Source organism: Frateuria aurantia DSM 6220 (genome assembly GCF_000242255.2).
Classification (GTDB): Bacteria; Pseudomonadota; Gammaproteobacteria; order Xanthomonadales; family Rhodanobacteraceae; genus Frateuria; species Frateuria aurantia.
The window spans coordinates 2977232-2991129 of sequence record NC_017033.1; the positions used below are offsets into that span (position 1 = coordinate 2977232).

A 13898-nucleotide genomic window follows, 5' to 3' on the forward strand; every position below is an offset into this window, starting at 1 on the left:
TCCGACGTAGCACTCCGTATTCCTGTCGGGCAGGCTCGCTTTTGTCCCGCTGCATGGAATCGCGCGGCCGTATCCTCCGGCCTTGTCGATTCGAGCGGCCCAACTGAAAAGCCCGCCGGCAGCAACTGACGGGCTTCGGATCGGAAAAAGACTGCCTGCCCCGATCCCTCATCAGGACATCAATACCCCGTTGGCAACAAGGGGGAAGGCATTACTGCAAGGTGGAACTGAGAATCCGCGGCGTCACGAAGATCAGCAATTCCGCCTTGTTGTTCTGCCTCGAGGTCTTGCGGAACAGTGCACCCAGCACCGGAATGTCGCCCAGTCCCGGAATCTTGGTCACCGAGGTGATCTTGTCCAGTTCCAGAATGCCGCCCAGCACCACGGTCTGACCATTGTCGACCAGTACCGAGGTATTCATGGAACGGTGATCGATGATCGGCACCTGGCCACTGCCCGGCACATCGTAGTAGCTGTTCAAGGCGTCCTTGACCACATCGATCTTCAGATAGACCCGATTGTCCGCCGTGATGGTCGGCGTCACCTTCAGCTCCAGAACGGCGTTCTTGAACTGCACGGTCGCCGTGCCGCTGGCCGAGCCGCCGGTAGTGCTGTTCTGATAGGTGACATAGCCGATCTGCTGCCCCTGCTGCAGGTCCGCTTCCTGATTGTTGGCCACCACCGCTCTTGGGCTGGAGATCAGTTCGCTGCGGCCCTCGGTCTGGGCGGCTTCCAGCTCAAGATCCAGCGCATAGTTCTTGCCCAGCAAGGCCATCGCCAGTGAACCGGCCGGCGAAGTCAGCGGCAGATTCACATTCAAGCCGCCAGCTCCGAGCGTGGAGGCTCCGGTGGTGCTGCTCGAGCCTTGGGTCGCACCCACCGAGCTGCCCAGCTGCACGATATTGCCCGAAGAAGTGGTCTTGTTGCCGTTGACCCCGAAAGCGGCGCCCAGGTCGCGTTCGAAGCTGTCGCTGGCCACCACGATGCGGGCCTCGATCAGGACCTGCTGCACCGGCTTGTCCAGCATCGCCACCAGATCCCGGATCTGCTTCACCTTCTCCGGCACATCACTGAGCAGCAAGGTATTGGTGCGGACATCATAGGAAACCGTGCCCCGTGCCGACAGAAAACCGCGATTGATCGACTGCGCCCCCTGACCGGTTCCCGCCGAATTGCTCTGCAGGCTGCTCTGGGTCAACAGCTTGGCGATATCCGAGGCCTGGCCATAGCTGATCGGAATATACGCGGTCACCAGATCGGCACTGTCCTCGGAACGGGCCCGGGCATCCGTGAGACTCTGCTCGTAACTGGCCATTTCCTTTTGCGGCGCGATCCAGATCACGTTGCCGCTGCGGCGCTGATCCAGGCCCTTGGCCTGCATGATCAGATCCAGCGCCTGATCCCAGGGCACATCGTTCAGCTGCAAGGTGATATTGCCGCTGACATTGTCGGCCGCCACCAGATTGACGCCGGAGGCATCGGCAATCACCTGCAAGGCCGCACGCACCGGAATATCCTGGAAATTGAAGGTCAGGTGCTTGCCGGTATAGGTCCGCGTGCCCGGCAGTCCGGCATTGGCGACGGCCGGGGCCGGCGCCTTGCGGGCCATCACGTCCAGCACGAACTGGCTGCCGCCCTGATAGCTGGCCACCGAGACCTCGCCGTTCACCGTCAATTCGACCGCGACATGACCCGGACGGGACTGGCGGCTGACAATGGTATTGACCGGTGTCGCGAAATCGGTGACATCCAGCTGCTTGTGCAAAAAGGCCGGCAGACTGGCGTGGTTGATGTCCAGCACCACCTTGCCCGGCAGCTGATGCACGTCCACCTGGGCGCCCGGTCCATCGAAGCTGACGATGACCTTGCCGGATCCGCTCGGCTGGCGCCGGAAATCGATGTTGCGCAGCGGCGTGCCCGTCGCCATCGAGGGCGGCAGCTTGGTCGGATCGCCATTGGAGGCCTGCAGATTCAATTCCGCCATATCCCCGCCATTGATCGCCACCAGCAGATCATGTCCCTGCACGCTGGTCCGGAACTGCGCTCGTCGGTACAGGTCCACAGCCACCCGGCTGCGCCCTTCCATCGGGACGACCGATACGCCTTGCAAGGCCCCTGCATTCACCTTCAGATAGCTCGCCGCGCTGCTGCCCGTGCCCACGAAATCGAAAGTGAGCCGCGGAGGCAGCTCGGTGCTGGCGACCATCGGAGTCGGCGGCAGTTGATTGAAGTGAAGTCGCAGCACCACCTTGTTGCCCGGCTGGGTCGTCGAGGTGATGCTCTCCAGCATGGCCGTAGCGGCCCATGCCGGAGAAATCAGCGCCGGGATCAAGGTGCCCAGCAGAAGTCGCGGTAGAAATCGCATGATGCGGTCCAATTGTTCGGTGACAACAGCCCGGAGGTTCGTGTCGGGCAATGCTAGTGGCGAAGGACAACGGTAGCGGTTCGTTGTGTCCAGCCCCCGCTTCCGTCCGGTACCAGTTCCTGCAGATCCACCTGGGTAGGGGTCATGCTCACGATACGTCCGTAATTGAGTCCCATGAATTCACCGATCCGGACCCGATGGATCAGCCCGCTCGGCTCCTGGATCAGTGCTTCCTGACGCGTCACATCTCCCAGAGTCCCGACCATTTTCAGACTGTCCAGACTGAAAGCTTCCAGTGGCTGCTTGGGCCGCTTCAGATCCGGATGCGGTCCCGTGCCGGCTCCCGGAGTCTCGGTGGCACTGGCACTGAAGGGGTCCCGCATACCCTGATCGGTGTAATCGTACATTTCGAAGGTTTTCAATACCGGCAACGGCTGCAGCGGCGGGGGCTTGCGCGCCTTCTGCTCGGCAACCCAACCGGAAAGATCAGCCCCCGGCCCGCTGCAGCCCGCCAGCAGAAGCGGCAGCAGGCTCGGCAACAACCAGCGCGGACATGACTTCATGGCCGCCTCCCTGGCGCGGAACGACTCGGACCACGCTCGCCTTCATCCACATAACGGTAAGTCGTCACGGTACCTTGCAGCATCAACTGTCCAGTGCTGGCGTTGCCGAGCTTGGTCACCGGCGTCAACGACACATCGTGCATGGTCAGGATCACCACCCGATGCAGGGAGGCTACGCTGCTGATAAAGCTGCCGAACTGATGATAGCTGCCGATCATCTGCAACTGGATCGGCATCTCGGCATAGAAATCCTTGATCAGCTCGGCACCCGGCTGGAACGACTCCGTCCCCAGCCCGGCTGATTGTGCCGACTGCGAGATGTCGGTCAGCAGTTCGGGCATTTCGGTCTTGCCCGGCAATTGCCGCAGCAATTGCTTGAGTAGCACCTGCATCTGCTGCAGCTGCTTGCGCAAGGCCTCCAGATTCGCCGACATCCCCTGCTTCTGCGCATACTCCTGCTTCAGCTGTTCCTCATGGGCCCGACTCGCCGCCAGGCTCTCCTGCTGATCACTGACATGCAGATACCAGCCGAAGAATACGATCAGCACAAACACCAATCCAATGAAAAACCGCTTGATATGCAGCGGCCAACCGGCGACATCATGGCGATCCAGGCTGCGCAGCTCATCGATGAACCTCATGGTTTGCGCCCCTTGCCTATGCTGGCCGCCGCAGCCGGGGCATCATTGGCCAGTTCCGGGTTGCGCAGCTTCACGACCAGCGAAAACTGATAAGGCATCTGCGCGTTCTCATGGCGGTTTTCGGTACGCATCAAGGTGGCCTGCCCCATCCACGGCGAGGCCTCGATCGCCCGCATGTATCCGGCCACGCTGGCATTGGACTGGGCCATACCGTCGAGCAGCATGGTGTCGCCGGTCTGCTTGAGTGACGTCAGACGAACACTGTCGGGAATGGTGCGGACCAGGGCATCGAACAGATGCACCATCTGCGAGCGGTTGAGCTGCAGCTGTTCGATGATCTGCTTGCGATCCAGCAGCTGGCTCCGGACCTTCTGCAGATCATGGATCTCGCCAATCCGATGGTTGACCACCGTCAGCTGCGCCTGCAGATAGGCATTGCGGGTTTCCTGGTGCTGCTGCTGCAGACCTACCAGGGTGCTCCACAGCACGACCAGTATCACGCCCGCCAGCGCGGCCAGACCCAGCTGCGCGTAAAACCTGCGGACCTGCAGCTGTTTGCGTTCTTCGCGCCAGGGCAGAAGGTTGATCTTGACCATCAATCAAAGCTCCGCAGCGCCAGTCCCATGGCGATCATCAGCGCCGGGCCGTCACTCTTGATATTCTCCGCCGAAAGGCGCGGCGAGATCGCGATCGTCGCCGTGGGGTCAGCCACTGACGTGGTCACATGCAACTCCTGCCGGAACAGCTCTGCCATGCCTGGAATCATCGAGCAGCCACCGGCCAGAATGATCTCGTCAACCTGGGCCACATCGCTGCCGGCATAGAACATCTGCAGCAGGCGACTGGCCTGCTGCACCATCGAGCGCTTGAAAGGCTCAAGCAGACTTTCGGCATAGTCCTCGGGCAGACCGCCCTTGCGCTTGGCGCGTCCGGCCTCCTCGAAACTCAGGCCGTAGTGACGGGCGATCTCCTCGGTCAGCCAGCGGCCGCCGAAAGCCTGTTCACGCGAGTAGATCGCCTTGTTGTCCTTCAGTACCGTCAAGGTGGTCATGGTCGCGCCGATATCGATCAGGGCGATCAGTGCCTGCCTGGGCCGAGGCTTGCCGGCGAGAATGAAGGTGGAAAAGGCGTTGCGCAATGCCAGCGATTCCACATCCATGATCCTGGCGCTGAGACCGCCGAGTTCCAGCACGGCCACGCGCATGTCGACATTTTCGGTCCGCGAGGCAACCAGCATGATGTCCTGCAGCTCGGGCCTGTCGGGGCGCGGACCCAGCTGCTGGAAATCCAGACTGACTTCTTCAAGAGGATAGGGAATGTACTGGCTGGCCTCCACCTGCAACTGTCCTTCCACCTCGAGTTCGGACAGCTCGGAGGACATCGACAACCGCCGCACGACGACCTCGGAATCGGTCACCGCCGCCGCCGCGTGCTTGAGCTTGCTGCCGGAGCGCTGCACGGCCTTGCGCACTGCCGCTCCGACCGACTCGACGTCAATGATCCGCTTTTCGACAATGGCATCCGGCGGCAGGGCGACGACCGCGCAATGCTCGATCCGGTAACCGCCGCCATCCTTGCCCAGCTGCAGCACCTTCACGGTCGACGAGCTGATGTCGACACCGAGCAGCGGAACAGTTTTCGGTCCGAAAAACCCCATACCTACCCCTTGAAACTGCGCCCAACCATCCGTGGCCGCATCATTGCCCGAAAATCCGGCGACTCTAACCTCGCGTTGCCAGGTCAAACCCCGTTTTGCAGACTTGTGCGACGCCAAGCCCGGCGATACGCGATCCGGAAACGCTTTCACTCATCCTATACGTTCAAAACTCGCTTGTATGCAAACAGCCGATCCGGCCCGGAAGGCTCTCGCCCGGGGGCCAGACATTTCATTCCGGCCAGCTATACTCCATGCTGACCCGAATAGTTGACGAGAAGGCCGCAGGCAAGCTGATGCAAATTTTCAAGCGTTTACTTCGCTGGGCGCTGGTGCTGGGGCTGACCGCCGTAGTGCTGGTGGCCGGTGCCATCGGCACGGCTTACTGGCTGATCGCGCCCAAGCTTCCGGATGTGGCGACCCTGCGAGATTATCACATGCAGGTGCCTCTGAAGGTGCTCAGCGCCGACGGCAAGCTGATCGCCAGCTTTGGCGAGATGCGGCGCATCCCGGTCTCCATCGAACAGGTTCCGGACCGGCTCAAGCATGCCGTGCTGTCGGCCGAGGACGGCAATTTCTACAATCACCCGGGTGTCGACTGGCATGGCATCGTTCGTGCCGCCATGCATGTGATCCTGTCGGGTGGCGACAAAGGTTCGGGCGGATCCACCATCACCCAGCAGGTGGCGCGCAACTTCTTTCTCAGCCCGGAAAAGCTGTACTCGCGCAAGCTGACCGAAATCTTCATCGCCCTGCAGATGGAACATGAGCTGAGCAAGGATGAAATCCTGTCGCTGTATCTCAACAAGATGTTTCTCGGCCACCGCTCCTACGGCGTCGCCGCCGCGGCGGAATACTACTACGGCAAACATCTTGACCAGCTGACCAATGCCCAGGCCGCGATGATCGCCGGCACCTTCCAGCTGCCCTCGCTGGTCAATCCGCTGAACAGTCCCCACCGGGCGTTGGCACGCCGCAACTGGGTGCTGGGCGAAATGCACCGCAACCACTATCTCAGCGATGCCGAATACCAGGAAGCGATCGCCGAACCCAACGATGCCTATCCGCATGAACAGTCGATCCAGACCGATGCGCCCTATATGGCGGAAATGGTTCGTCAGCAGGTCCTGAACCTGCTCGGCAATGATGCTTTCAACGAAGGCTATGTGGTCAAGACCACCTTGGACAGCCAGCGCCAGAGTGCGGCCAACAAGGCGGTGTGGAGCGGCCTGCACATCTATGACATGCGCCACGGCTGGCGCGGCCCCGAAGGCCATCACGAACTCCCGGCCGGAGGCGATGAGCATGCGCTGGATGCCATCCTGTCCAGCTATCCGCCGATTGCCGACATGACAGGCGGCATTGTCACGGCCAGCTCGGCCGGCAGCGCCGACATCTATATGGGTGATGGACACCACACCACCCTGAATCTGGCCGACGTCAGCTGGGCCCGCCCTTATATCAATGACAGCCGCGTCGGTCCCGCACCGTCCAGCGTCAGCCAGGTGCTGAAGCCGGGCGACATCATCCGCCTGGTGCCCACCGATGCCGGTCACTGGAAACTGAGCCAGATTCCGGATGCCCAATCCGCACTGGTGTCGCTGCGGCCCGAGGATGGTGCCGTCCAGGCCCTGGTCGGCGGCTTCAGCTTCGCCCGCAGCAAGTTCAACCGTGCCGTGATGGCGGCCCGCCAGCCCGGTTCCAGCTTCAAGCCCTATATCTATTCGGCGGCGTTCGAACGCGGCTTCAACACCGCCTCCATCGTCAACGATGCCCCGGTGGTGCTGCCGGATGCTTCGCGACCCGACGGCACCTGGACGCCGTCCAACGACGATGACAAGTTCAGTGGTCCGATCCGCCTGCGGCAGGCCCTGGTGGAATCCAAGAACCTGGTCTCGGTGCGCCTGCTCAGCGCCATCGGGGTCGGCTATGCGCGCCAGTATCTGACCCGCTTCGGGTTCCGTCTGGACGTGCTGCCCAACAATCTGTCGATGGCATTGGGCACGGCCTCGGTGTCGCCGATGACCATGGCCCAGGGCTATGCCGTGTTTGCCAATGGCGGCTATCTGATCAAACCCTATTACATCACCGAGATCGACAATCGCGATGGCCAGCCGGTCTATGTGGCAAGGCCGCCACGGACCTGCATGGACTGTCAGGCGCGGCTGCTGACCAATACCGTACCGGCACCGCCGCCGGCCGACTTCGCCAGCCAGCCCGTGCTGGACAAGGTGCCCGCCGACCCGCTGGCTGTCGCCGCTTCCACCGCACGGCCGGTACCGGCGGCAGCTGCCTCTTCCGCGTCATCCGGCGCCACGGCAGTCGATCCGCAGACCCCGGTGCTGGCACCGCATGTCATTGACATCCGCAATGACTGGCTGATCACCTCGATGATGAAGGACGTGATACTGAATGGTACCGGCCGGGCGGCCAAGGTGCTGAACCGGGCCGACCTTGCCGGCAAGACCGGTTCGACCAACGACCACCGCGATGCCTGGTTTGCGGGTTTCAATGGCGATCTGGTCACCACCGTCTGGGTCGGCTTCGACAATTTCAATTCGCTGGGTCGTGGCGAGTTCGGTGCCCGCGCCGCCCTGCCGATCTGGATCGATTACATGGGCGCTGCGCTGAAGGGCCTGCCCTTGAACAGCTTGCCGATGCCACCGGGGATCAGTACGGTAATGATCAACCGCGACACCGGCCTGCCCGCCTCGCCGGGGGACCCCAACGCGATCCCGGAACAGTTCAAGATCGAAGATGTCGACCGCCTGCGCAATCAGGCCAACCAGCAACAGGAGGACCCGCAGCAGCATTCCTACGACATTTTCTAGGCATCAGGCCCGGCTGTGGCCCTTTCCCGGCCGGTCCTGACTCGATCCGCGCAGGAGCCCGTTTATGGCCAGAGCAGAGCATCATCGCGTCCATGCCCAGGATCGACAGCAGCGCAGCCGGGTCAGGCTGGCCCAGGAGGCCGCCCGGCTGATGTCCGAGCACGGCATTCGTGATTTCCAGCACGCCAAGTCCAAGGCCGCCCGGCGGCTGGGCATCGCCGATACCCAGGCCATGCCCCGCAACCAGGATATCGAACAGGCGCTTCGCGAGCGGCAGCGCCTGTTCCAGGCTGATCGACAACCGCAGCACCTGCAACTGAGGCGCGAAGCCGCCCTGGAGGCGATGCGCTTCCTCGGCGCCTGGCAGCCCCGCCTGACCGGCAGCGTGCTGGATGGGACCGCCGATGCCCACTCCAGCGTCAATCTGCAGCTTTTCCACGAACATCCCGAAGCGATCGACCTGTTCCTTCAGGAGCACGGAGTCCCGACGCTGTGGCAGGATCGGCGGCTGCGCCGAACCGATGACAGCGTCGGCCACTACCCGGTGATCAGCTTTCAGGCCGACGGCATTCCCTTCGAGCTGATCGTGCTTCCGCCGAGCGCCTTGCGCCAGCCACTGCTGGCAGGACCGGATGGCCGTCCGGCGGCCAGGGTCTCGCTGACCCAGCTGGAAATGCTGCTGGCCGAGGAAAGCGTGACGCCCTCGCCCGGGCCCTCGCTGCGCCGCCGATAAACCTTGGCGGAAACAACCGCTGCCGATACGACAAGGCCCGCAAGCCATGACGGCTCGCGGGCCTTGTCGTGATCCGGTGCGGAAGCCTGCGGCTTCCGCACCGTTCCAGCCTCAGCGCTTGGCGCCGGGAATGTAGTCGCGCACATCCGAACCCACATAGATCTGGCGCGGACGACCGATCCGCGACCCCGGGGTTTCGTGCTGCTCGATCCAGTGGGCGATCCAGCCGGCGGTACGGGCAATGGCGAACATCACCGTGAACATCTCGGTGGGGATGCCCAGCGCCTTGTAGATGATGCCCGAATAGAAGTCGACGTTCGGGTAGAGCTTGCGCTCGACGAAGTAATCGTCCTTCAGGGCAGCCTCTTCCAGCTTGACGGCCACTTCAAGCAGCGGATCGTTGACACCCAGCTCGTTGAGCACCTTGTGGGTCATCTCGCGAATGATCTTGGCGCGCGGATCGAAATTCTTGTACACGCGATGGCCGAAGCCCATCAGCCGGAAGCTGTCGTTCTTGTCCTTGGCGCGCAGCACCGCCGACTCGACCTTGTCCGGGGTGCCGATCTCGTTGAGCATCTTCAGCACCGCCTCGTTGGCGCCGCCATGGGCCGGGCCCCACAGCGCGGTGATGCCGGCGGCGATCGAGGCGTAGGGATTGGCGCCGGTGGAACCGACCAGACGCACGGTCGAGGTCGAGGCATTCTGCTCATGGTCGGCGTGCAGGATGAACAGCAGATCCAGCGCCTTGGCGGCCACCGGGCTCAGCTGCAGCGGCTCGCTGGGCACCTCGAACATCATGTGCAGAAAGCGGTCGACGTATTCCAGGTTGTTGCGCGGATAGCGGAACGGCCAGTCGATGGAATAGCGGAAGCAGCCGGCGGCGAGGGTCGGCATCTTGGCGATCAGGCGGATCGCGGCCAGCCGGCGGTCGGCCGGATCCTCGACATTGATCTTGTCGTGGTAGAAGGCGGACATGGAGGCCACCGAGGCCGCCAGCATCGCCATCGGATGCGCGTCGTGATGGAAGCCCTTGAAGAACTCCTTCTGCGACTCGTGCATCATCGTGTGATGCGTGATCTCGTTGCTGAAGCTGTCGAACTCGGCCTTTTTCGGCAGCTCGCCGTTCAGCAGCAGGTAGGCCACTTCCAGGAAGCTGGAATGTTCGGCCAGCTGTTCGATCGGATAGCCGCGATACAGCAGCACGCCCTTGTCGCCGTCGATGTAGGTGATGGCGCTCTTGGTGCTGGCCGTGCTGCCATAGCCCTGATCATAGGTGAAATGACCGGTATCTTTGTACAACGTGCTGATGTCGATACACGACGGTCCCAGGGTACCGCTGACCAAGGGCAATTCGCTTCCGCGCTGAGTGGACTCGTCCACTACCTTGACAATTTTCGGGTCAGACACAGGAACAACCTCCGTTGCGAACAAGACCCGGTCGACACGTCACCACGCAGGGGCATTCCGGCCGGGGAGAACGGTAGGCGGGCCGGTCCTCTGTCACGGGTCCGGCTCGCCGGGGCCCTGCCGGGCCCAGCCGTGACATTGTGACACAACGCAGCAAGAGGCATTCGTCGTATTAAGAAACGTTGAATGCGAAAATGCGCAAGGCGGACCGAGGTCCGCCTTGCGCATGTATGCCATCCCGGATCATGACGATCCGGCAGACATGATGTGCGGCCTTACTTCTGGCCGGCAGCGCCATAGCGGCGACGGAACTTGTCGACGCGGCCGCCCGCATCGATGTTCTTCTGCTTGCCGGTGTAGAACGGATGGGAGTGGCTGGAGATGTCCACCTTGATCAGCGGATATTCCTGGCCGTCTTCCCACTTGATGGTGTCCTTGGCGGCGATCGTCGAACGCGTCAGGAACGCGAAGTCGGACGAAAGGTCCTGGAACACCACCGCGCGGTAATTGGGATGGATTTCGGGCTTCATAAGCTTCTGCTCTATTGACTGTCGTCGGGCGAAAGTCGGACATTATATCCAGGCACTGGGGAGAGATACAAGCCATCCGCCCTCGGAAAAACCTGTGGGTTCAAGCGCCCAGCGCCCGCCGCACCATTGCCGCATAGGCCTCGCGATCCACGTCCAGCACCAGTCGGGCATTGGCCGGACGGCCCGAGCGCGACTCCCAGTCGACCACCGTCGCGCCGCGGGTCAGGCGTCCATCCAGCTCGATCTCCACCCGGCGCTGCACGCTGTCGGTGATGATCTCGGGTGCGATCGCCACCGACATCGCCAGAGCATCGGCGGCAATCACTCCGTGGCGTCCGCGCTGCGCGTTCCAGGCGCGGGCCGTACCGTAGATCCGGTCGAAAAAGACGGCGCGCTCATCGCCGGCCGCCAGCCAGTCGGCGAAGACCGGGCCGTCGAAAGCACAGCGCAGGGTCAGTTCCCAATCCACCAGATCAAACGCGGGAAAGGCCTCGAACACCACATGGGCCGCCTCGGGATCAAAACCGATATTGAACTCGGCCGGCCACACCGTGGTATTGCCTTGTCCTCCGATGGCGCCCCCCATGATCACCAGTCGCTTGATGCGCTGCGGCAGCCCGGGATCCAGCCGCACGGCCAGGGCCAGATTCGTCAGCGGTGCCAGTGCCACCAGGGTCAGTTCACCCGGGCGCTCGCGCGTCAGCCGGCTCAGCGCCAGGGCCGCCGCCTCATCCGAGGCCTTCGGCTCCGGCTCTGCAAAACCGACATCGCCCAGCCCGTCGCGCCCATGGACAAAGGCCGCATCTTTGCCGGGAGCCCGCACCAGCGGCGTGGCGCAGCCGGGAAAGATCGGCGGACTGGCTCCGGCGAGACCGGCAATCACCCGCGCATTGTGCAAGGTGTGATCCAGGCCGACATTGCCGGCGGCAATGCTGAGACCGGCGACCTCGGCGTGGGCGAAGGCCATCAGCAGAGCCAGGGCATCATCCACGCCGGGATCGGTATCAATCAGCAATGGCAGGCGACTCATGGGCGAATTCCTCGTAGTTGAAAATGACCGGCCCAGACTCAGGCCTGGGCATAGCGTTCGGCCGAACCGATCCAGCGTCGCATCAAGGCTTCGGCCCGGCCCGGATGCTGCTCAAGCATGACATCGGCGACCTCCTGCACGACCGGCAGCAGGTCGGCATCACGGCTCAGGTCGGCAATCCGGAAACTCAGCTGCCCCGTCTGGCGGGTTCCCAGTACCTCGCCGGGGCCACGCAACTGCAGATCCTTTTCGGCAATGACGAAACCGTCATTGGTCTCGCGCATCACATGAAGACGCTCTTTGGCCATGCTGCCCAACGGCGACTGGTACAACAGCACGCAATTGGAGACCTGGGCACCACGACCGACCCGGCCACGCAACTGGTGCAGCTGGGCCAGCCCCAGACGCTCACTGTTCTCGATGATCATGAGGCTGGCATTGGGCACGTCCACGCCTACCTCGATCACGGTGGTGGCGACAAGCACCGCCAGCTCGCCAGCCTTGAAAGCATCCATCACCGCCTGCTTTTCGGCCGGCTTCAGACGACCGTGAACCAGCCCGACCCGGTGTCCTGCCAGCATCGCGGTCAGGTCGGCATGGACCACCTCGGCCGCCTGCGCCCGCATCTGTTCGTTCTCTTCGATCAAGGTGCAGACCCAGTAAGCCTGGCGCCCCTGGGCGCAGGCAACATCCACCCGATCCACCACTTCGTCACGGCGTGCATCGGACAAGGCCACGGTCTTGACCGGCGTGCGGCCCGGCGGCAACTCATCGATGGACGACACGTCCAGATCGGCATAGGCACTCATCGCCAGGGTCCGCGGAATCGGCGTCGCGGTCAGCACCAGCTGGTGCGGCACCTGATCGCCCGCCCGCCCCTTGTTGCTGAGATCCAGCCGCTGCTGGACCCCGAAGCGATGTTGTTCATCGACAATGACCAGCCCCAGACGTTCAAATGACACGCCTTCCTGCATCAAGGCATGGGTGCCGATGGCGATCGCCGCGCCCTGTTCCAGCCGGGCCAGTGCCGCCTTGCGGGCACGTCCCTTGACTCTGCCGGCCAGCCAGATCACCTCCACGCCCAGCGGCTGCAGCCATTGCGTGAAATTGCGCAGATGCTGCTCGGCCAGCAGCTCGGTCGGTGCCATCAAGGCGACCTGATAACCGGCCTGCACCGCCAGCAGGGCGGCCAGCGCCGCCACCACCGTCTTGCCGCAGCCGACATCGCCCTGCACCAGCCGCAACATGGGTTTGGATCGGACCAGGTCGGCCTCGATCTCACCACTGACCCGAGCCTGCGCCGCCGTCAGCTGGAACGGCAGACCGGCCAGAAAACGCGCCCTCAGATCGCCGCGGGCGTTGAACACCGGAGCCTGATGCACGCGAATCGTCCGGCGCAGGCTGCGCAGCGCCAGATGCTGGGCCAGCAGCTCCTCGAAGACCAGCCGCTGCAGACAGGAATGCTTGCCTTGCGACAGAGCCTGCAGATCCGCATCCGGTGGCGGTCTGTGCACGTACAGCAAGGCCTCGCGCATGGTCGTGCCGGAGGCATCGGGCAGCAGCTCGGCAGGTACCAGCTCGAGCTGGGAAGGCTCGGGCAGCCAGCGCAGTGCCTGCTCCACCAGCTTGCTCATCCGCGACGGCCCCAGTCCTTCGGTGACCGGATAGATCGGACTGAGTCGATCCGCCAGCACGGCGCTGTCGCCGCGTTCGAGTCGGCTGTATTGCGGATGCACCATCTCCAGACCGGCCAGCGTGCTGCGTACATCGCCGTAACACAGCAGTTCCACGCCTTCGCGCAACTGCGCGACCTGCCCTTTGTGGAAATGGAAAAAACGCAGCGTCAGCTCGCCGCTGTCATCGGCGACCAGCACTTTCAGCTGAGGCCGGAAACGGTAGCCCGTCTCGACCGAAACCACCCGTACCTGCGCCTGGACCCGCGTGCCCGAAATCATGTCGGCAATCGGCATGATCCGGGTCCGGTCCTCATATCGCAAAGGCAGATGGAACCACAGATCCCGGATCCGCTGCAGTCCCATCCGCTCCAGCTGGGCGGCCAGAGCCGGTCCCACGCCGGACAGCGCCGTGACCGGCGAATCGCCGGTCAACGCCGTGGATGCACGCACCATCTCGATCAGGACCGG

The 13898-nt window shown here is 63.1% G+C and carries 11 protein-coding genes; 2 read left to right on the top strand and 9 right to left on the bottom strand.

What is annotated here, in order from left to right:
- Positions 1-211: 211 nt before the first annotated feature.
- The 5 genes from FRAAU_RS13735 to FRAAU_RS13755 are packed head-to-tail and all read right to left on the bottom strand — an operon-like array spanning position 212 to position 5226.
- The gene (locus FRAAU_RS13735) at positions 212-2365 is read right to left on the bottom strand and encodes a type IV pilus secretin PilQ (RefSeq protein WP_014404117.1); all 2154 of its coding nucleotides are present in this window, start codon (positions 2363-2365) and stop codon (positions 212-214) included.
- 53 nt (positions 2366-2418) lie between these two features.
- Positions 2419-2928: a pilus assembly protein PilP gene (locus tag FRAAU_RS13740; RefSeq protein ID WP_014404118.1), complete on the bottom strand. Its 510-nt coding sequence runs from the start codon at positions 2926-2928 to the stop codon at positions 2419-2421.
- On the bottom strand, positions 2925-3569 hold the full coding sequence (locus FRAAU_RS13745; protein WP_014404119.1) for a type IV pilus inner membrane component PilO: 645 nt from the start codon (positions 3567-3569) through the stop codon (positions 2925-2927). Before FRAAU_RS13745 ends, FRAAU_RS13740 begins: the two co-directional genes overlap by 4 nt.
- Complete coding sequence (locus FRAAU_RS13750; RefSeq protein WP_014404120.1) at positions 3566-4165, bottom strand: PilN domain-containing protein; 600 nt, start codon at positions 4163-4165, stop codon at positions 3566-3568. Before FRAAU_RS13750 ends, FRAAU_RS13745 begins: the two co-directional genes overlap by 4 nt.
- Positions 4165-5226: a pilus assembly protein PilM gene (locus FRAAU_RS13755; RefSeq protein ID WP_014404121.1), complete on the bottom strand. Its 1062-nt coding sequence runs from the start codon at positions 5224-5226 to the stop codon at positions 4165-4167. The genes FRAAU_RS13750 and FRAAU_RS13755 overlap by 1 nt, the downstream gene beginning before the upstream one ends.
- A gap of 293 nt (positions 5227-5519) precedes the next feature.
- Here FRAAU_RS13755 and FRAAU_RS13760 point away from each other — a divergent pair, with 293 nt between their 5' ends.
- The gene (locus FRAAU_RS13760; protein WP_041271177.1) at positions 5520-8054 is read left to right on the top strand and encodes a penicillin-binding protein 1A; all 2535 of its coding nucleotides are present in this window, start codon (positions 5520-5522) and stop codon (positions 8052-8054) included.
- Positions 8055-8118: 64 nt separating this feature from the next.
- Positions 8119-8787: a hypothetical protein gene (locus tag FRAAU_RS13765; RefSeq protein WP_014404123.1), complete on the top strand. Its 669-nt coding sequence runs from the start codon at positions 8119-8121 to the stop codon at positions 8785-8787.
- A gap of 111 nt (positions 8788-8898) precedes the next feature.
- Here the strand turns inward: FRAAU_RS13765 and FRAAU_RS13770 are convergent, their stop codons facing one another.
- The 4 genes from FRAAU_RS13770 to recG form a co-directional block, all read right to left on the bottom strand.
- Positions 8899-10194: a citrate synthase gene (locus tag FRAAU_RS13770; RefSeq protein WP_014404124.1), complete on the bottom strand. Its 1296-nt coding sequence runs from the start codon at positions 10192-10194 to the stop codon at positions 8899-8901.
- Between the two features lie 275 nt (positions 10195-10469).
- The gene (locus FRAAU_RS13775; RefSeq protein WP_014404125.1) at positions 10470-10724 is read right to left on the bottom strand and encodes a type B 50S ribosomal protein L31; all 255 of its coding nucleotides are present in this window, start codon (positions 10722-10724) and stop codon (positions 10470-10472) included.
- Positions 10725-10824: 100 nt separating this feature from the next.
- Positions 10825-11754 carry a nucleoside hydrolase gene (locus tag FRAAU_RS13780; protein WP_014404126.1) on the bottom strand — a complete coding sequence of 310 codons (930 nt, stop codon included), beginning with the start codon at positions 11752-11754 and terminating at the stop codon, positions 10825-10827.
- 38 nt (positions 11755-11792) lie between these two features.
- Positions 11793-13883 (bottom strand): ATP-dependent DNA helicase RecG, encoded by a 2091-nt coding sequence (gene recG, locus FRAAU_RS13785; protein WP_014404127.1) that lies wholly within the window; start codon positions 13881-13883, stop codon positions 11793-11795.
- Between the last annotated feature and the right edge of the window lie 15 nt (positions 13884-13898).